19 protein-coding genes are annotated in these 18,425 nt (G+C 38.5%); 14 read left to right on the top strand and 5 right to left on the bottom strand.

The features are described 5' to 3' along the window. Positions 1-236: 236 nt before the first annotated feature. From NSS81_RS07650 to NSS81_RS07635, 4 genes are all read right to left on the bottom strand, one after another. Entirely contained in the window at positions 237-923 is a 687-nt protein-coding gene (locus NSS81_RS07650) for a Crp/Fnr family transcriptional regulator (protein WP_342433967.1), read from the bottom strand. Between the two features lie 60 nt (positions 924-983). Next, on the bottom strand, positions 984-1,436 hold the full coding sequence (locus tag NSS81_RS07645; RefSeq protein WP_342432911.1) for an arginine repressor: 453 nt from the start codon (positions 1,434-1,436) through the stop codon (positions 984-986). A gap of 172 nt (positions 1,437-1,608) precedes the next feature. Then, entirely contained in the window at positions 1,609-2,250 is a 642-nt protein-coding gene (locus NSS81_RS07640) for a DUF2085 domain-containing protein (protein WP_342432910.1), read from the bottom strand. A gap of 58 nt (positions 2,251-2,308) precedes the next feature. Next, positions 2,309-2,545, bottom strand: coding sequence for a hypothetical protein (locus NSS81_RS07635; protein WP_342432909.1), 237 nt, complete (start codon positions 2,543-2,545; stop codon positions 2,309-2,311). A gap of 303 nt (positions 2,546-2,848) precedes the next feature. Between NSS81_RS07635 and NSS81_RS07630 the strand changes: the two genes are divergently transcribed. From NSS81_RS07630 to NSS81_RS07605, 6 genes are all read left to right on the top strand, one after another. Further along, complete coding sequence (locus NSS81_RS07630; RefSeq protein WP_342432908.1) at positions 2,849-3,895, top strand: polysaccharide deacetylase family protein; 1,047 nt, start codon at positions 2,849-2,851, stop codon at positions 3,893-3,895. A gap of 114 nt (positions 3,896-4,009) precedes the next feature. Then, positions 4,010-5,011 (top strand): AI-2E family transporter, encoded by a 1,002-nt coding sequence (locus tag NSS81_RS07625; RefSeq protein WP_342432907.1) that lies wholly within the window; start codon positions 4,010-4,012, stop codon positions 5,009-5,011. A 112-nt stretch (positions 5,012-5,123) separates the two neighbouring features. Then, entirely contained in the window at positions 5,124-5,357 is a 234-nt protein-coding gene (locus tag NSS81_RS07620) for a hypothetical protein (RefSeq protein ID WP_342432906.1), read from the top strand. Positions 5,358-5,885: 528 nt separating this feature from the next. Then, the gene (locus tag NSS81_RS07615) at positions 5,886-6,860 is read left to right on the top strand and encodes a cation diffusion facilitator family transporter (protein ID WP_342433966.1); all 975 of its coding nucleotides are present in this window, start codon (positions 5,886-5,888) and stop codon (positions 6,858-6,860) included. 480 nt (positions 6,861-7,340) lie between these two features. Beyond that, complete coding sequence (locus tag NSS81_RS07610) at positions 7,341-8,330, top strand: hypothetical protein (protein ID WP_342432905.1); 990 nt, start codon at positions 7,341-7,343, stop codon at positions 8,328-8,330. 27 nt (positions 8,331-8,357) lie between these two features. Next, on the top strand, positions 8,358-9,020 hold the full coding sequence (locus tag NSS81_RS07605) for a class D sortase (protein WP_342432904.1): 663 nt from the start codon (positions 8,358-8,360) through the stop codon (positions 9,018-9,020). Between the two features lie 120 nt (positions 9,021-9,140). On the opposite strand, the gene NSS81_RS07600 is transcribed toward NSS81_RS07605, so the two are convergent. Continuing rightward, a complete protein-coding gene (locus tag NSS81_RS07600; protein ID WP_342432903.1) occupies positions 9,141-9,653 on the bottom strand; it encodes an acyl-CoA thioesterase in 513 nt (170 codons plus the stop codon). Between the two features lie 151 nt (positions 9,654-9,804). Between NSS81_RS07600 and nadE the strand changes: the two genes are divergently transcribed. The 8 genes from nadE to NSS81_RS07560 all read left to right on the top strand — a co-directional run bounded on the left by nadE (position 9,805) and on the right by NSS81_RS07560 (position 18,221). After that, entirely contained in the window at positions 9,805-10,626 is an 822-nt protein-coding gene (nadE, locus tag NSS81_RS07595; protein ID WP_342432902.1) for an ammonia-dependent NAD(+) synthetase, read from the top strand. Positions 10,627-10,747: 121 nt separating this feature from the next. After that, positions 10,748-11,962, top strand: a complete 1,215-nt coding sequence (locus tag NSS81_RS07590; RefSeq protein ID WP_342432901.1) for an MASE3 domain-containing protein — start codon at positions 10,748-10,750, stop codon at positions 11,960-11,962. Positions 11,963-12,234: 272 nt separating this feature from the next. Further along, on the top strand, positions 12,235-13,653 hold the full coding sequence (locus NSS81_RS07585) for an amino acid permease (protein WP_342432900.1): 1,419 nt from the start codon (positions 12,235-12,237) through the stop codon (positions 13,651-13,653). Between the two features lie 121 nt (positions 13,654-13,774). After that, positions 13,775-14,596, top strand: a complete 822-nt coding sequence (locus NSS81_RS07580) for an amino acid ABC transporter substrate-binding protein (RefSeq protein WP_342432899.1) — start codon at positions 13,775-13,777, stop codon at positions 14,594-14,596. Then, positions 14,583-15,278 carry an amino acid ABC transporter permease gene (locus NSS81_RS07575; RefSeq protein ID WP_342432898.1) on the top strand — a complete coding sequence of 232 codons (696 nt, stop codon included), beginning with the start codon at positions 14,583-14,585 and terminating at the stop codon, positions 15,276-15,278. The genes NSS81_RS07580 and NSS81_RS07575 overlap by 14 nt, the downstream gene beginning before the upstream one ends. Before the next feature lie 18 nt (positions 15,279-15,296). Then, positions 15,297-16,031, top strand: coding sequence for an amino acid ABC transporter ATP-binding protein (locus NSS81_RS07570; RefSeq protein WP_342433965.1), 735 nt, complete (start codon positions 15,297-15,299; stop codon positions 16,029-16,031). Between the two features lie 129 nt (positions 16,032-16,160). Continuing rightward, positions 16,161-16,691: an NfeD family protein gene (locus NSS81_RS07565; RefSeq protein WP_342433964.1), complete on the top strand. Its 531-nt coding sequence runs from the start codon at positions 16,161-16,163 to the stop codon at positions 16,689-16,691. Between the two features lie 12 nt (positions 16,692-16,703). Continuing rightward, a complete protein-coding gene (locus tag NSS81_RS07560; protein ID WP_342432897.1) occupies positions 16,704-18,221 on the top strand; it encodes a flotillin family protein in 1,518 nt (505 codons plus the stop codon). Positions 18,222-18,425 lie beyond the last annotated feature (204 nt).

Below are 18,425 nucleotides of genomic sequence, written 5' to 3'. Positions count from 1 at the left end.
TTTTTGTCGTTCATATAAATCAATTTGTATAATTATGTATATTTCTGTGTGAATTGACAATTTCAATCGTGATAGTGTGAATAATCATTGAATGTCATAATAAGTTCACAACTAAAGTTCCAAAATTCGAAAAATTCATATGGTGAAAAAAAGAAAGGCTGACTTAAGGGGAAAGTCAGCCTTTTCTAATTGGAGTTATTGAATGGTTCACTAGGTTCGAATGAGCTTCTTTTAGCTCAGCAAATTTCATTAAAATATTCTGGTTGAAGAATGCGGATTTTTTTTGAGGCTACGGAAATAATCTTGTCGCGTTTCAATTGGTTCATTAAAAGACTAACCGTTTCCCGGGTGGTTCCAGATATTTTGGAGATATTTGCCGCTGTAAGCGGACATGGAATGAGGATTGCGTCTCCGTCCTTCTCACCAAGATCCTCCATTAAAAACTGCAGGGAATGCAAAACACGTTCTTGTGCATTGGGAATGAGAATTTTTTGAACACGTTTCTGATGAAGACAAAGGATATCTGAGAGTTTAGAGATAATCGTTAATAATTGCTTCGGGTTTGATTTAAGTAACCCCTCAAGTACATGGGTTTGGATAAAGTACAAGTGTACATCGGTGACTGCGATGGCCGTGTCTTTGTAAACCATATCTTGAAAGATCCCACCATAAGGGAACATTTGGTTACTTTTGACAAAGTCTAGGTAAAGCATATTGCCCTCCACGCTGCCTCGTTCATACATCACATATCCATCGAGTAAGAAAAAAATTTTGTCCCGGGGATCGCCTTCCATATAGAGGCGTTGGTTTTTCTTGTAGGTTCTAAAATAAAAATTCGGAAGATATTTTTGCAGAGTTCTTGATGGAAGGAAGGAAAAAACATCAAATTGATGTAAATCAGATAGCACATCCATGTGAATCACATTAGAGTTGAGCATTACATCTCTCTCCTATTCTTGTGAGTGGTCATCATCCTCTGACCGCTACTCCTTATATTTTTCAATTTGTTGCTTAATGGCGATCGATTCTTCAGGGCTTCTACAAATAATCAAGCAAGTATCATTCCCGCAAATGGTTCCTGCTTTACCGTCCAATTTTATTGAATCTAACAGTGCTCCAAAAGAATGGGCATGTCCTGGTAACGTTTTCATTATAATGAAATAGTTAATTACCTCCATACTTAGAAGTGCATCCTTCATCTTGTGCTGGAGCTTTTCGGAAATTAAAAAGTATTTGTCCATTTTAAAGCTGTATTTTTGACAGCCGTTCTTTGTGGGAACTTTGATTAGCTTCAATTCCCGAATGTCTCTGGAGATGGTTGCTTGAGTCACTTGTAAGCCATTGTCAAAAAGTAATTGCCCGAGCTCTTCCTGTGTTTTTACCTCTTGCTCTATGATAAGTTTTGTAATTAGCTGTAATCGCGTCTCTTTATTCATCTACGAAACTCTCTTTCTGTAAATTATTCTATATTTACATCATATTGCCAAATACTCTCAATTGAAATGAACAAAAAGTGAACATCTGGGAAGGTGTTGAGAATGTTAGAGAGATTTAAGGTGAAAAAATAAGACAGCCTTGGCTGTCTCGTTTGGAATCATATCCCGACGGTTAAATGGTGAATGACAGGACCCAAGCATGTAAGAGAGACAGAGATGAAAGGAAGGCGATACCACCAGCAATCGATAACCCCCACTTTATTGGGGTCAGGCGGATAAATGAAAATAAGAAGGAGGCACATAAGCTAAACCAGACAAGGATCATTATAATAATGAAGCTATCAAGAACAAGTTGTGAAGGTTGTCCCCAATAAAACAATCCACCCAATAAACTACTTAACAGGATGGGTAAATACACATCCCTGCTTAGTTTTATGATAGGCTCACTCATTGGCTCGAGTGACTTTGATGATAGCAATGGGTAAAGAAAATAGGGCAAAGCCAAACCGAAGCTGGTGCCTGTCACCAATCTCCTTAGGTTATTTGATTCAAACAGATTCATATAGGAACCAAATCCATCTATTAATAAGGGGACGAGAAACAGCAGGAGTAAAAAGCTTGTTTTTTTTGAAGGGATGGTAATGCTTGCTTTGCGTTTAAACAGAAACAGGTATATTAGTGTAGAAAAAATCCCGATATAGATGCCAGTATCTCTTGCGCAAACAGAGAGTGCTTCCCCAGAGATATGAAGGGACCGTTCATCGAGCTGGTGACATATTGCTCGCCCAAAGAAATGCAAAATTTCTTGTAACATTAAATCACTCCTGCTTATAAAAACCCCATTCATTTTTGAATAGGGTTCTTTATATATGTTAGTAACCGACCATAAAGGCTGGGAGAATCGAGAGGGCAGAGAGCGCAAACCAACAGATACAGCCTAAAACAATCGCAATAATCGCAACTATTAAACAGGTTTTGCCCACTTGCTTCTTCTCCATATCTTGTTCATTCATCCAAATTATCCCTAAAATGATCCCGACCACAGGAATAAGAAACGATAAGATGTAAAATAGTGCTTTTTGACCGCCTGACACATCTATCCCCTCCATCAAGTAATATATTATGCGGAAATACCCACTCCTTGAATATGTATGAGCAGGACAGGAGGAATTTGCCAGTCCATTTTTTATTTTAAAAATATGCTTTGTTAAAGGTCATTATTAATATTAAAACTCTGTTGATTGGAGCTCCAATCAACAGCCAAGTTTATCATGGACAAAAAGTAAGGTATCTATTAATCTATTTTTAACAAATTCTTATTGTAATATTTTTAACAAAATTGAAACATAGTATCTAAAATCCCGTCTATAATGATGGTAGAGGATAAATTTCATCAAAGAGGGTAATGAACAATGGGGAACATAAGAATTAAATGGGTGACGGGGGCGGCTCTTGCGACGATCGTTGCTGGGCTTTTGGTATTAGGGGTTATTAATTATTTCCGTGGATATGCGCATGCTGAAGTCAATCAAGCTGGTAATCTTCAAAAAAACCAACCTGAGAATCTCACTGTTGAAAAAGAACAATCAACAAAACTGGTACAAGTGGATAAAGACACGAAGGCAGAAATGGAATGGATGCGTAAGCACCAAATGGAAGCGAAGAAAAACGAAAAACAAAAAGAGACAAAAACAGCAACAGAAGATTCAAAACCCGAAGCGAAACCAGCAAATGAAAACACAAAACCTGCAGCAACACCAACAAAGGAAAACACCAAACCTGAAACAAAACCAACACCAACACAAGAAAACACAAAACCTACAACAACACCAATAGAGGAGAAAATAGAACCAACAGATGCAGGTAAAAAGACCGTTTATTTAACCTTTGATGATGGACCGCAAGTGTTTTCAAAGGAAATCATCGCTCTTTTGGAGCAGTATCAGTTTAAGGCCACCTTCTTCATGCTTGAAGGTAATATCAAACGGTATCCAGATGCCGTGAACCTTATGGTCGACACCGGAAACGCAATTGGCATCCATGGTGTATCACATGACAGCAAACAATTTTATGCATCAGCAACTTCTGTCTTAGCAGAATTAAATCAGACAAGGCAGACAATAAAAGCAATTACTGGATTGGATATCTTTTTAATGAGGACACCCTACGGCAGCAAACCAGGTATGAAAGACGCCTATAAGCAGATTGTTTTTGATGAAGGCTATCAAATGTGGGACTGGACAATTGATAGTAAGGATTGGTTTTACAAGGATGCCAGATTAGTAAGTAGTGTAATTAAACAAATAGAGGAAAAAACAAAGAAAAACGAACCATTGGTCATCCTTTTACATGAAAGGCGAGAAACACTTGAGCAATTGCCGAGTTTACTAGATTATTTAAGTGAACATAATTTCGATTGCAAGGTCATTGACGGCACCATGAATCCCATTCATTTTTAGCACGATAAAAAGTTTTGATTCTTCACGCAATAAAGTAACAAACCAGAACTTATTTGTTATAATAAACATATACTAAAGTTTTGTTATAACAGATGATGGGGTTTGATAAAACAGATGATAAATAAACTATTTCAAAGTAGCGGATTTAAAAGGATATTAATCTTTGCCCTAATGGCAATAATTATATATGCACTTAAGGATATGATTAATTTAATCTTATTTACGTTTATTTTCACTTTTTTAATGGATCGGCTTGTAATCTTTCTATCGAAAAAAATACCAATTAACCGGAAAATACTTGTTATAACCTCCTACGCAACGGTGGTTAGCCTGCTTACCTGGGGGTTAATTAAATACTTACCAATGATTGTTGGGGAAATTACCCAGTTGATTAAGCAGCTAACAGTTTTTTATACATCGAAGCATGATAATATGATTCTGAATTTTATTGTAAACCGGCTCGAGGAAATCCAAATTTCAAACTATCTGGAAAGAGGATTTACCTTCATTATCACTTATTTTACGGATATTAGTACCTTTGGCCTGCAAATTTTGATTGCTCTGTTAATGAGTTTGTTCTTCCTGCTGGAGAAGCCAAGGCTAATTGAATTTACTAAAAAGTTTAAAACGAGTAAGGTTGCCTCTATTTATGCAGAAATTGAATTCTTTTCTAGCAAATTCGTTCGAACGTTTGGTAAAGTAATTGAGGCACAATTAATTATTGCTGTCGTCAACTGTGTGCTAACTACCATTTCTTTATGGATATTGGGCTTCCCACAATTAGGCGGACTTTCTATCATGATTTTCTTCCTTGGTCTGATTCCAGTTGCCGGGGTAATTATTTCTCTCATTCCGCTAACCATTATTGCATATAGTATCGGCGGAATTATGACTGTTCTTTATGTGTTTATAGCGATTATGATTATTCATGCAATTGAAGCCTATATTTTGAATCCAAATTTGATGTCATCAAAGACAAATTTACCTGTTTTTTATACCTTCCTAGTCCTAATCTTTTCAGAGCACTTCTTCGGAGTATGGGGACTGATTATTGGGATTCCTGTATTTGTCTTCATTTTGGACGTATTAGAAGTAACCGATAATGATAAAGTATAGCATCAGTAAACAAGCCCATCCTACTATTTGGATGGGCTTGTTTTTTGTTACTGTTTATTTCAATCTTTTCTGTTATTCTAAACTTATAACTATTAGGAAGGGGATTTTTCCCATGAGCGAATGCAAGCTTGATCATACACATGAAGATGTAAAAAATAAATATCAATCGGTGTCAGCGTTCTTGCCGGAGGACATGAAGCCATTATTTGACCAGTTTTTTTCCGAGGAACACACTCAAGACCTGCTAAACGATGTCTTCCATTTATTAAAAAAATATGATTTAGCAGCTGAAGATGAAAAAACCACTAGAAATAATCGCTTATACATGGTGTTAAAAAACGTCTAAAACAATCCTCATAAAGGGAACGATCCTGGTAGAATCGTTCCCTTTCTCGTGAAAAAGGAAGGGCCAGGGGAACGATACCAGGGGAATCGTTCCCTATTGCAAGAAAAAGGAAGGGTCAAGGGAACGATACCGAGAGAATCGTTCCCTATTGCATGAAAAAGGAAAGGCCAAGGGAACGATACCGAGGGAATCGTTCCCATTCGTGTGAAGAAGGAAGGACCAGGGGAACGATACCGGTAAAATCGTTCCCATTCGTGTGAAAAAGGAGAGGCCAAGGGAACAATTCCAGTAGAATCGTTTCCTTTCTTGTGAAAAAGGAAAGCCAGGGGAACGATACCAAGAGAATCGTTCCTATCATTTCATCATTGTCATTAATCGGTCCCCTTAATAGGTTTATTTTCCTTTTTTTATCATCTGTATTAATAATTGGAAAATTCCTCTTCAATATTTTTGGTTTCAATATTCATGAAATGTCCTGTTTTTGAAAATAGTAAAGATATCTAAAAAGTAAAAGGAAGAAGGAATATGATGGGGGAATTATTTCGATTATTAAAAAAGGGCAATAAATCGGCGATGATTGCGGCAATAGTCAATACAATCATTGCAATTGCAAAAGGAGTGGCCTATTCCGTTACAGGAAATGTTGCGATGTTTGCGGAAACCATGCACAGCCTAGGCGATGCTGCCAATCAATTCTTTGTGTTTATTGGATCTGCCTTAAGTAAAAAATCACCTACAAACCGGTACCCAAATGGATTTGGCAGACTAGTTAACTTAGTTCTGCTTGGAGCTGTATTAATTGTAGGAATCATGGCCTTTGAAACGATTAAGGAAGGATATCATCATATCCTTCATCCGACGGAATCCGAGGGCTTTCTAATCAATGTCGGGGTCTTGGGTTTCGCATTAATTTTAGAACTCTACGTCCTCTTTAAAGCAATGAAGGAGGTTATTCATGAGGTGGGTATAGAGGCTACCGGTATTAACGTGTTTTTCAAAAGCTTTGCCAATTTAGGAAGGGCGAAACCAGCAACAAAGCTGGTCTTCTTGGAAGACATGGTGGCCTCGGGCGGCGGATTATTAGCAATTATCGCTGTTGTAATTTCACACTTTACAGGGATCCTTTGGGTTGAGGGAGCGGCTTCCATTATAATTGGGCTGATGATGTTTTTTGTGGTTGGTAAGGTCTTTTTGGATAATGCTGCAGGAGTCCTTGGCCAAGCAGATGAAGAAATGGAAGAGAAGATTGGCAGTATCGTGCTGGCTGACCCGGATGTGAAGGATATACAGGCTCTGGCTGTTATTAAAGAAGGGGAAGATTTGCATGTGGAATTGGAAATTGAGATTGATCCTAAATTAACTATTGCTCAAGCAGACGATATAAAAGATCGTATACATGCAAAAATTATGGAGGAAAATGGAGTTGTCGATGTCACGATTGAATTTGATGAAGAGGACAATATAAGTACATGGCAAACCGAGAAAAGATCGAAAAGTAAATAATTTATTTAATGCTACCCGCTTTCTATTATGAAAAGCGGGTTTTTTTATGTTTATTGGAAGGTGTTCTGTATTAAGTGTAAAAATTTGTTCTATATAATGAAAAATTTAGCTTTATTTCTTTAGTTATTTTCTTTATAATATGATTATACGTTCGATGTAAAGAACGATTCTTATTTTTATTAAATAATTATTAGATGTGCACTTTGTTTAAGAAAGAATTAAACGTAGAAAACGAATTGTTGTATTGTAGGACTTTAAGTACATTTATGTATTAGGGATACCAAGCATTTTAAGATTTTTTTATTCGTGGATACGGGCCAACTGTAAATTGGTTATCATTGGTATGGTTTTGTTGTTCGTTATAAAGTTATTGTTCGTTAAAGAGGAAGTTTGTTTTCTCGATGATTGTTGTTTTTAGATCAGATTCAAGTTGGATTTTAACAAAGGTTGAACTGTGAGAATATGAAAGGGGACGTTTTTATGAATAAAAGGTTAAGTTATTATTTAAAGTTTCCATTAGCGATTAAATGTTTAGCAGCTGTAATGCTTATAAGCAGTACGTTTATCGTTAACCATTCAGCGTTAGCTACTCAATCTTCATCAACTGTTTTTGTTAAGATTTCAGGAGCTACTGACAGTATCTCTGAGGTTTACATCATTTATCAGGTCACGGAATTCTCTGATCCGATTTCTGAAATGCTTGTTCGTAATAATTCAGCGGATGCAGGTGTGCAGCAATTTGTAGGTACGGCGAATTTTGGAGATACGGAACCGTTCTCTCTTTCGATTAAGGTAGTTAGTGATGGAATCGCAAAAGTATATACCCCTGAATCGCGGGGGAACGGTAATCCACAAGGTAATGGCACATTCGTGTATTGGCTTGATTTTGGTGAAGACCCAGAAGATCCGATTGATCCAGAAGATCCGATTGACCCAGAAGATCCGATTGACCCAGAAGATCCGATTGACCCAGAAGATCCGATTGATCCAGAAGATCCGACTGATCCAGAAGATCCGATTGACCCAGAAGATCCGATTGACCCAGAAGATCCGATTGACCCAGAAGATCCGATTGATCCAGAAGATCCGACTGATCCAGAAGATCCGATTGACCCAGAAGATCCGATTGACCCAGAAGATCCGATTGATCCAGAAGATCCGACTGATCCAGAAGATCCGATTGACCCAGAAGATCCGGCAGACCCAGAAAATCCAACTGACCCAGAAGATCCGGCAGACCCAGAAGATCCAGTTGTTCCAAATGATAATGTAGACTCAGAGAATAAAAACCCAAATGAAGAAAAACTAACAGAACAACCTAAAGTACAAGCAGTTCAGCCAGCTAACAAAACAGTTGAGGGTGGAGAGCTTCCGGATACTGCAACTCCTTGGATGAACTGGTTACTTATCAGCGGATTATTAGCAATTGGTTCAGCACTATCTTTATTAACTAAACGAAAAATATCTTAATATTAAAAAAAAAGTGAGGGATGGAAGATGAAAAATAAGATTTTTCTCTGGTCAATGAGAGTAATCTTCCTACTCTCACTTTTCTCTGTTGTCTTTTGTATATATCAAATTTATTATTCTAATTCTCAAGTAGATGTCACTCTAGCAAAATGGGAAGGAAAAAAGGCAACTAGAGTTGATGAATCCCCGATCTCTGGCATGCAATTTGATGAACAAGAAGGAGAATCAACCCCAATAAAAATTACTGCTGAAAAGGTTGAGTCCAAAAAAACACTTTATTTAACATCACCTGCTAAAGGCGAGGTTTTTGGGAAAATTACTATTCCTAAAATTAAAAAGGAATTCCCAATCATCGAGGGGACTGACCTAGAAGAACTGGCAAAAGGAGTCGGGCATTTTATTGGCAGTGTATTACCTGGGGAAGCAGATAATACCGTGTTAGCTGGGCACAGGGATACTGTATTCAGAGAGCTAGGGAGTGTAGGAATTGGTGATCTAGTCGAAGTCGAGACAGAAGCGGGAAGTTTTACATATAAAATCACGAAACAGCGAATTGTCCAACAAGATGACCGTACCGTCATCGTTCCATATAATCATGCCGTTCTAACTCTGATTACTTGCTATCCATTTGACGCTATTGGACCCTCAACAGACCGATTTATCCTGATTGGGGAATTAGTTGAAAAGTAGCCTTAAAATCTCGTCTTTTCCAATCTTATACTATGTAATTCTTAAGTGTCTTGATAAATGAATAGAAAAGCCTACAATTTGGGAATCTATACAAAAAAGGCTCGCCCACGGCGAGTCTTTTTATTCCCACGGTTTATTTGTTGTAATGAATGCTGCTAATTCCTTACTGTTCTTCCGATGTAGCTTTCTTTTTTCTGCTCTTTCTTGACCTGTTTCATGGAGTTTCTTTTCTTCTTCTGTCTCGGGGATGATCTTTGGAACCGTGGTTGGTTTCCCGTTTTCATCCAATGCAACAAAGGTTAAGAAGGCAGTTGCTGCAATTTTTCGATTTCCTGTTATTAAATTTTCAGCAATAATTTTGACGAAAACTTCTATTGAAGAGGTTCCTGTCCAGGTAACAAATGATTCAAAGCAGACAGAGTCTTGCGGTGAAATAGGACTAAGAAAGTCTACTGAATCAGTGGAGGCAGTTACACATTCTTTTCGGCAATGTCTCGCAGCTGAAATAGATGCAATCATATCCGCATCACTCATTAATTTTCCGCCAAATAATGTATTATGATTATTTACATCATTCGGGAAAATCCTGCTGGTTCTAACGACCCTTGATTCATTACAGGTTTTTTCATCCATTATGATTCCTCCAAGTTAGTAAGTAATTACGTTATCTTAACATATCTTTGCTGGGATTCGAAACTTAAACGTATAGTAATTTTGATTATAAGCGCAGGAAAGATAGTTATGGTAAATTATACATATGATACATATGATGGGGGTTCAATTTATGAGTTTACAAAAGGAAATTATGCAGGCGTTACATGTAAATCCTAACATCCAGCCAATGGATGAAATTAGAAAACGGATAGATTTTTTAAAAACCTATTTGCAAAAAGCAAAGGCAAAAGGCTTCGTCCTTGGAATTAGTGGTGGGCAGGACTCTACGCTTGCGGGACGTCTTGCTCAATTGGCTGTTGAAGAACTAAGAGCGGAAGGGAATGAGGCATTATTTATTGCTGTTCGGCTTCCATATGGGGTTCAGCAGGATGAAGACGATGCACAGCGGGCGCTATCATTCATTCAAGCCGATCGTGATTATAGTTTTAATATAAAAGCCGCTGTCGATGCCGTTCAATCGGAATATAATTCGGTCGGTCAAACAAACCCGTTAAGTGATTTTCAAAAGGGGAATGTAAAAGCGAGGACGCGGATGATTGCACAATATGCCTTTGGCGGGATGGAAGGGCTACTTGTCATTGGCACAGATCATGCGGCAGAAGCGGTTACGGGTTTTTATACAAAGTACGGTGACGGCGGTGCAGATGTACTTCCGTTGACCGGGTTAACAAAAAGGCAGGGAAAAGCCTTATTAAAAGCACTTGACGCGGAAGAAAGACTTTATTTGAAGGTACCGACCGCAGACCTGCTTGATGTTAAACCAGGTCAGGCAGATGAAACGGAACTCGGAATCTCCTACGATGACATTGATGATTACCTCGAAGGGAAAAGTGTTTCACAGGACATAGCGGAAAAAATTGAACACCGCTACCTAGTATCAGAACATAAACGTCAGGTTCCAGCTTCTATGTTTGATAGCTGGTGGCAATAAAGAAAGCGGAAACTCCTTTTTTGGGGGTTTCCGCTTTTTGTTGTAAAATTCATAGAATTGATAAATGTCTGCAGGTTTTTCTTTGGAAGATGCTTTTATAATAAAAAGAAATGAAATATTTATGAAGGGATGTGAGAGTATGAAATCGACGATGACGGAAACAAAGTTCTTGATTTTCACAGTTAGTGCAATTGTATTATTAATGCTGGTTCGTATTTTTCAGCCAGAATTGAATACCATCTATGAACCTAATAATTATGTAGGGATACATACGGTATTAGAGGTTCTTTGCATCGCGATATCTGTTACTATCTTTCTCTATGGTCTTAAGTATTATCGTTCGAGTAGATCTAGCAGAATGTTGTTCTTAGCATTTACCTTCTTTATTGTCGGGATGGTCGACATACTCCATATGATTTCCTTTAAAGGCATGCCCGCTCTTATTACGGAAAGCTCTGTTGCAAAAGCAACCTGGTTTTGGGTGATTGCCAGAGTGATTCAATCATTATTTCTCCTCGTTCTGCTTCTTCTTCCTGACTGGAGATTAAAGAGGGACTATTGGCCTCTTTTTCTGGTAACTGGCCTCCTCCTTTCTGGAGGAATTGGGGCTCTCGTGATACTTTTTGAGGGAAATCTTCCGATGCTAGTTATAGAAGGAAAAGGCACCACAGTATTAAAAAATATCATAGAGTATTTTGTCAGTCTTATCCTATTTATTTCCTTGATTATTACTTTATATCATTATTATTTAGAGAAAAGCGAAGAAAAGCTTTACTTCGCTTTGGCAATGGTGTTCTTCCTTTTAACTGAATTAATTTTTACAATTTATCAAAGTGTCTTTGATCTAGATAATTTTTTAGGTCATGTTTTTAAAGTTTTTGGTTTTTACTTCATCTTAAAAAGCTTTTATTTTTCAAAAATGGCTACGGTGGTCGAAAGGAAAAATGCAATTGCCCTTCCAGATCAGCCAGGAATGTTTTTTTCATTGAAGAAGCGGGGTAATGAGTTTATTTGTCTAGACATTAAAGGTGAGCTGCTGCAAACAATTGGTTATCATCAGGATGAGATTATTGGAAGGCCGTTAACGGAAGTCTTCTTACCTATGGATGCATCGATTAATGATTATTGTTATTTGGCACAAAAACTAAAGGAAACGGTCACCTTTGAAATGGATTGTATGGAAAAATCTTTGCTGATTTCCATTAAGACTTCCTTTAACGAAGAAAACCAAGATGTTATACTTGGGACTGTAATTGATATGACAGGTGTTCTTCAACAAAAACTAAGTCATAAAAATATGAATAATGAAGATAAAAATGTGCGAGTAGTAATGTAGTCCATCCGTGGTTACTTACTGCTTTTTTCCTTTTTAAACTAGACTGTTGATTGGATCTCCAGGTACATTGCTTTCCGCTCCAATCAACAGAGTTAGTAAAACAATATTTATCATTAACAGAAACTTTACACATTATTATAGATGGAAATTTCCATTGACTAAGCTTGTTAAGCCATTTAATATAGTAAAGTCAATTAATGAATATTCATCCCTATGAATTATTAACAGCGTTTTTCTGCTCATTGGCAGCATGAAAAGAAAGGGAGAGCATAATGGGGAATTCAAATAAACTAGGTTTTTGGGTATTAACTTCTCTCGTTGTTGGAAATATGGTCGGTTCAGGAATTTTCATGCTTCCTCGGACATTATCAGAAGCAGCAAGCCCATCCGGGGTAATTCTAGCATGGCTTTTTACTGGCCTTGGTGTTCTGATGCTTGCCTTGGTTTTTGGTAATTTAGCGATTCGAAAGCCGCAATTTTCCGGTGGCCCGCAAATATATGCGAAAGAGCTTTTTAAATCCGGATCCCAAGCATCCATTTTATCTGGATTTATGGCAACATGGGGTTACTGGATCGGGAACCTTGCCGGAAATATCGCGATAGTCACAACCTTTGCAGCATATTTATCAACATTCTTCCCAATACTAACAAGTCAAGCAGATTGGTTCTCCATCGGTGACTTTACATTAAAGCTGGGAAATGGATTAACGTTTATAGTTTGTACCATCCTACTATGGGGGACACATTTCCTCATCCTACGTGGTTTGGAAGGCGCAGGGAAATTGAACTTTGCAGCAACGGCAGCGAAGGTTCTAGGGTTCTTTGCTTTTATTATTATTGGTCTTTTTGCTTTTGAAAAAGCAAATATACTCCCCTTAGTGGCCGAGAGATTTGATGATGCGGGACAATCTATGGGATTGCTAAGTCAAGTAAACAATGCTGCTCTCAATACTTTGTGGGCATTTCTCGGAATAGAGTCCGCGATTGTTTTTGCATCGCGCGCAAAAAAACAGTCAGATGTAAAAAAAGCAACGATTGTCGGTCTGTTTATAGCCCTTACTATTTATATTGGAATAAGTACTCTTGTGATGGGAATGATGGATCAAAATGCACTCATCCAGTCAGATAAGCCGTTAATTGATGCGATTCAAACCGTATTAGGACCCGTTGCTGGGAAGATTTTAGCAGGTATGGGATTAATCAGCTTAATAGGCTCGACAATTGGTTGGGTAATGTTGAGTTCGGAGGTACCTTATCAAGCAGCAAAGCAGGGACTATTCCTTCCAGCATTCTTAAAGGAAAACAAGAAGGGACTGCCGTTATTCTCTTTGATCTTAACGAATGGGATTGGCCAGCTTTTTCTGTTTTCAACCGTATCAAAATCAATTTCGGATGCATTTGACTTCGTCATCGCTATTGCAACGTTATCCTATTTGGTTCCGTACTTTATATCAGCAGTTTATCAAATGAAGCTGGTTGTTACAGGTGACACGTATAAAGGGAATAAATCACGTTACACGGATGGAGTAATTTCCCTTCTTGCGGTTATCTATTCTGTTTATGTGATTATCGCCGGAACCGCTGATATAAAGACATTTGCCTTGGGTGTACTGCTGCTAGCTAGCGGAATATTCTTCTATGGACCACTTAAGAAAAAACAAACTATAGCAGATAACCATAAAGCAGCCTAAAATATTTTTTAACCTATCAGGAGTATTCCTGATAGGTTTATTTATTATAAAAAGATAGATTAATCCAATTATAAAAGGGCAAGATAAAATTAATTGCCATTCATAATTGGAGGTTTTCGAAATGAAAAAATTAACCGTTTTGCTTGCCTTACTATTAAGCATTTTCCTAGTTCTTTCTGCATGCGGTAATGATGAGAAGAAAGAAAGTAAGGAAAAGGATAATAAACAGTCTGACGACCAGAATCTGTTAAAAAAAATCAAGGACGATAAAAAACTATTGATTGGAACAGAAGGTACCTATCCGCCGTTTACTTTCCATGATACCAGTGGAAATTTGACTGGTTTTGATGTTGAAATTGCAACAGAGATTGCCAAACGGTTAGGTGTTGAACCAGAATTTAAAGAAACACAATGGGATGCCATGTTCGCAGGATTAGACGCCAAGCGTTTTGATATGGTTGCGAATCAGGTGGGAATTCGACCAGACCGACAGGAGAAATATGATTTTTCTGATCCGTACATCACCTCAGCAGCTGTTCTGATTGCACACAAAGATAATGAAGAAATTAAAGCCTTTGAAGATATAAAAGGTTTAAATGCTGCGCAATCGCTAACAAGCAACTATGGAGAGCTGGCAAAAAAATTCGGGGCAAATATTGTTGGTGTAGATGGCTTTAATCAAAGTGTAGAACTAATCACATCAAAGCGTGTAGATGTAACTATTAATGATAAACTCTCTTTTTTAGACTTTACAAAGCAAAAGCCTGATGCTCCAATTAAAATTGTTGATACAAGCGAGGATGCGTCAGCTAGCGGATTGATGTTTCGAAAAAAGAGTGAATCGCTTGTGGATGAAGTGAATAAAGCTCTACAAGAGATGATCAGTGATGGCACGTATAAAAAAATCTCTGAGAAATGGTTTGGTGTTGATGTACTTAAATAGTATCTTTGCTGACCCAGAGAGAACAGCACGGCTAATTGACATTGCTCAAAGTTCCTTTCTGCCCCTCTTGAAAGGGGCTATTTTTTATACAATACCCTTAACCCTTATCTCATTTATTATTGGACTAACTTTAGCCATTCTAACGGCATTAGCCCGAATCTCGGATGTTAAGATATTACAGATGGTTGCAAGAGTTTATGTTTCAATCATTCGAGGAACGCCATTATTATTGCAGTTATTTATTATCTTTTACGGACTTCCTAATGTGGGGATTATTATCGATTCTTTTCTGGCGGCAATTATCGGATTTTCTCTTAGTGTCGGTGCTTACGCTTCAGAAATCATCCGGGCGGCAATCCTTTCGACACCGAAGGGGCAATGGGAAGCAGGTTATTCGATTGGCATGTCCTATTCGCAGGTATTGAGAAGAATTATCCTGCCCCAAGCCGCAAGAGTATCCATCCCGCCCCTATCGAACTCGTTTATTAGTCTAGTCAAAGACACTTCACTGGCATCAGTCGTGTTGGTTACGGAAATGTTTCGAAGGGCTCAAGAAATTGCCTCTTCCAACTATGAATATTTATTGGTCTATTCAGAAGCTGGTCTTATTTATTGGGTCATCTGTTTTTTCCTTTCTATCGTTCAACAAAGCATTGAGGGGAAAATGGATCGATATGTGTGATAGGAAAGGGTGAGCATGATGATTTTAATTAAAGGGCTTTATAAGCAATTTGGCCAACTGGAAGTACTAAAGGGGATTGATCTCGAGGTTGAAAAAGGCAAGGTTGTTGTTGTCATTGGACCGTCTGGTTCTGGAAAGACAACGATGCTCCGCTGTTTGAATATACTGGAAACAGCTACAAAAGGATTAATAACAATTGATGGCCAAACGTTAGACTTCTCAAGGTCGGTAGCCAAGAAAAATATTGCGAGCTTTCGGCGTTTAACAGGGATGGTGTTTCAAAACTACAACTTATTCCCGCACAAAACGGCCCTTGATAACGTAATGGAGGGACCAATAATTGTCAAAGGCATCAAGAAAGAGGAAGCACGAAAAAGAGCACAAAACTTATTAGAAAAAGTAGGACTTGGTGATAAAAAGGACTTTTTTCCTGTTCAACTCTCGGGTGGCCAGCAGCAGCGTGTTGGAATCGCCAGAGCTTTAGCGATGGAACCAAGGGTAATGCTCTTTGATGAACCAACCTCGGCACTCGACCCCGAACTTGTTGGTGAGGTATTGAAGGTAATGAAGGACCTTGCAAAAGAGGGAATGACGATGATTGTTGTCACCCATGAAATGCGCTTTGCGCAGGAAGCGGCCGATGAAGTCATCTTTATGGACCAAGGTGTCATTGTCGAACAAAACAGACCAGGGGAGATATTTAATAACCCAAAAGAAGAACGAACAAAGAAATTTTTAAATATGATTCAATAAATTGTAAAGTGTTATGGCCAAGAGCCATAGCACTTATTTCATTTATAAGGTAAAATTTAGTTAAATAGTGAAACTTTTCCTACTATTTAACCGTATAAAAGTTGTATACACAAGAAGGGATTGATGCCTATGGAACTGTTCAATATGCCGATGGAAACGATTTATATGTATGGGTTAATCATTTCAGGTATTTTAACAGTTTTATATGTGCTGTTTGCGGATGTGGTTCATTTTGATGGACCAGATTTTCTAAATCCAGTTATCATCTTTGCGTTCGTGACAATTTTTTCGGCCAGTGGCTATTTGTTCGAACGGCTTTCTTCAGTAAATTCCATCGCAATCCTTGGGATTTCAGCAGTAACAGCACTTATTCTCGTCACATTATTAAATGTATTTGTTCTCGTCCCATTGTCATCGGCTGAGGAGTCTCTTGTTTATAAAGAGTCAGATTTAAGAGGCAGAATAGGAACGGTGATTACATCGATCCCTACCGATGGCTTTGGAGAGGTTATGATTGAAAGTATTAGCGGCCGAATTGCCAAACCGGCGGTAGGTTTTGAAGGAGAACAAATTGCAAATGGCACCAATGTGCTTATTGTCCAAGTCAAAGATGGAGTCCTCCAAGTGACGGCCCATCAAGAAGCAGAGAGATATTTGTAGGGGGTAGATTAGATGGAATTTGGAAGTATTTGGATTGTTATTGGTATTGCAGTATTTATTATTTTAGCACTTATTGGCGTATTTGTTACTAAGTATCGGACAGCAGGACCAGATGAGGCATTAATTGTTACTGGAAGTTTTTTAGGAAGCGGCAGTGTTCATGTTGATGAATCTGGGAATAAGATTAAAATCATTCGAGGTGGCGGTAGCTTTATCTTACCGGTCTTTCAACAGGCAAAGCCACTAAGCTTACTGTCTAGTAAATTAGAAGTTACAACTCCAGAGGTTTATACCGAGCAAGGTGTTCCAGTTATGGCCGATGGAACAGCAATTATTAAAATCGGCGGATCGATTTCTGAAATTGCCACAGCTGCTGAGCAATATCTTGGTAAGGCAAAAGAAGATCGTGAAAGTGAAGCAAGGGAAGTTCTTGAGGGCCACTTACGGTCTATTCTCGGCTCTATGACCGTTGAGGAGATTTATAAAAACCGTGATAAATTTTCACAAGAGGTACAAAGGGTCGCATCACAGGATTTAGCTAAAATGGGTCTTGTGATTGTATCCTTTACGATCAAAGACGTCCGTGATAAAAACGGTTACCTAGACTCGCTCGGTAAACCGCGTATCGCACAAGTCAAGCGAGATGCGGATATTGCAACCGCAGAAGCCGATATGGAAACAAGAATAAAAAGAGCCGAAGCGGCAAAGGATGCCACACGTTCCGAATTAGAGCGTAAAACTGAAATTGCAGAGGCGGAGAAAATTAATCAATTGAAAATTGCTGAGTTCCGTAGGGAACAAGATATTGCCAAAGCCCGTGCTGACCAAGCGTATGACCTTGAAAGTGCGCGCTCGAAGCAAGAAGTTATGGAACAGGAAATGCAAATTAAGATTATTGAAAGACAGAAGCAAATTGAATTAGAAGAAAAAGAGATACTTCGTCGTGAACGCCAATATGACTCTGAAGTGAAGAAAAAGGCCGATGCTGATAGATACTCTGTTGAACAAGCTGCCGCAGCGGATAAGTCAAAGCAAATGGCAGAAGCAGAAGCCAATAAATACCGGATTGAAGCAATGGCAAAGGCCGATGCAGAGCGAATCCGCTTAGATGGACTTGCTAAAGCAGAATCGGAAAAAGCACAGGGTCAAACTGAGGCAGAAATTATCCGTCTAAAAGGTTTAGCAGAAGCAGAAGCAAAGGAAAAGATTGCCCAAGCCTTCGAACAGTTTGGTCAAGCGGCTATTTTAGACATGATCATCAAAATGCTTCCAGAATATGCGAAGCAGGTGGCAAGCCCGCTTTCCAATATTGAGAAGATTACCGTAGTCGATACAGGCGGTTCTGGAGTAAATGGCGGAGCGAATAAAATCACCGGCTATGCAACCAACCTAATGGCAGGACTGCAAGAATCTCTAAAAGCAACAAGCGGAATCGATGTCAAAGAATTAATCGAAACCTATGCAGGAAAATCAAATGTGAAAAACAGCATTCAAGAGCTCACAGGCGAGATAAAAAAGAATAACGAATAAAGTCAAAAAAGTCCTTATCAAAATCTGATAAGGATTTTTTTATTACCAACATTATTAAATGGTGAATTGAAGATTATTGTTTGTTACTATTTTGTTTGGAGCGGAAGGTGCGAGACTCCTGCAGGAGTAAGGGACAGGGGAGACCCCGCAGGCGCTTAAGCGCCGAGGAGGCTCCCCGGACCTCCTGCGGAAAGCGAAGCACCT

This window comes from Neobacillus sp. FSL H8-0543 (assembly GCF_038592905.1).
GTDB lineage: Bacteria > Bacillota > Bacilli > Bacillales > Cytobacillaceae > Neobacillus.
This window is presented reverse-complemented; position numbering and strand designations above follow the sequence as displayed.

Excerpts from the sequence above, each read along its gene's own strand:
- NSS81_RS07600 (WP_342432903.1), bottom strand. The coding sequence starts at position 9,653 with ATGGATGAAAAAACCTGTAATGAATCAAGGGTCGTTAGAACCAGCAGG.
- NSS81_RS07645 (WP_342432911.1), bottom strand. The coding sequence starts at position 1,436 with ATGAATAAAGAGACGCGATTACAGCTAATTACAAAACTTATCATAGAG.
- NSS81_RS07570 (WP_342433965.1), top strand. The coding sequence starts at position 15,297 with ATGATTTTAATTAAAGGGCTTTATAAGCAATTTGGCCAACTGGAAGTA.
- NSS81_RS07635 (WP_342432909.1), bottom strand. The coding sequence starts at position 2,545 with ATGGAGGGGATAGATGTGTCAGGCGGTCAAAAAGCACTATTTTACATC.
- NSS81_RS07625 (WP_342432907.1), top strand. The coding sequence starts at position 4,010 with ATGATAAATAAACTATTTCAAAGTAGCGGATTTAAAAGGATATTAATC.
- NSS81_RS07615 (WP_342433966.1), top strand. The coding sequence starts at position 5,886 with ATGGGGGAATTATTTCGATTATTAAAAAAGGGCAATAAATCGGCGATG.
- NSS81_RS07580 (WP_342432899.1), top strand. The coding sequence starts at position 13,775 with ATGAAAAAATTAACCGTTTTGCTTGCCTTACTATTAAGCATTTTCCTA.
- NSS81_RS07605 (WP_342432904.1), top strand. The coding sequence starts at position 8,358 with ATGAAAAATAAGATTTTTCTCTGGTCAATGAGAGTAATCTTCCTACTC.
- NSS81_RS07575 (WP_342432898.1), top strand. The coding sequence starts at position 14,583 with ATGTACTTAAATAGTATCTTTGCTGACCCAGAGAGAACAGCACGGCTA.
- NSS81_RS07640 (WP_342432910.1), bottom strand. The coding sequence starts at position 2,250 with ATGTTACAAGAAATTTTGCATTTCTTTGGGCGAGCAATATGTCACCAG.
- NSS81_RS07620 (WP_342432906.1), top strand. The coding sequence starts at position 5,124 with ATGAGCGAATGCAAGCTTGATCATACACATGAAGATGTAAAAAATAAA.
- NSS81_RS07565 (WP_342433964.1), top strand. The coding sequence starts at position 16,161 with ATGGAACTGTTCAATATGCCGATGGAAACGATTTATATGTATGGGTTA.
- NSS81_RS07590 (WP_342432901.1), top strand. The coding sequence starts at position 10,748 with ATGAAGGGATGTGAGAGTATGAAATCGACGATGACGGAAACAAAGTTC.
- NSS81_RS07585 (WP_342432900.1), top strand. The coding sequence starts at position 12,235 with ATGGGGAATTCAAATAAACTAGGTTTTTGGGTATTAACTTCTCTCGTT.
- NSS81_RS07560 (WP_342432897.1), top strand. The coding sequence starts at position 16,704 with ATGGAATTTGGAAGTATTTGGATTGTTATTGGTATTGCAGTATTTATT.
- NSS81_RS07610 (WP_342432905.1), top strand. The coding sequence starts at position 7,341 with ATGAATAAAAGGTTAAGTTATTATTTAAAGTTTCCATTAGCGATTAAA.
- NSS81_RS07630 (WP_342432908.1), top strand. The coding sequence starts at position 2,849 with ATGGGGAACATAAGAATTAAATGGGTGACGGGGGCGGCTCTTGCGACG.
- nadE (WP_342432902.1), top strand. The coding sequence starts at position 9,805 with ATGAGTTTACAAAAGGAAATTATGCAGGCGTTACATGTAAATCCTAAC.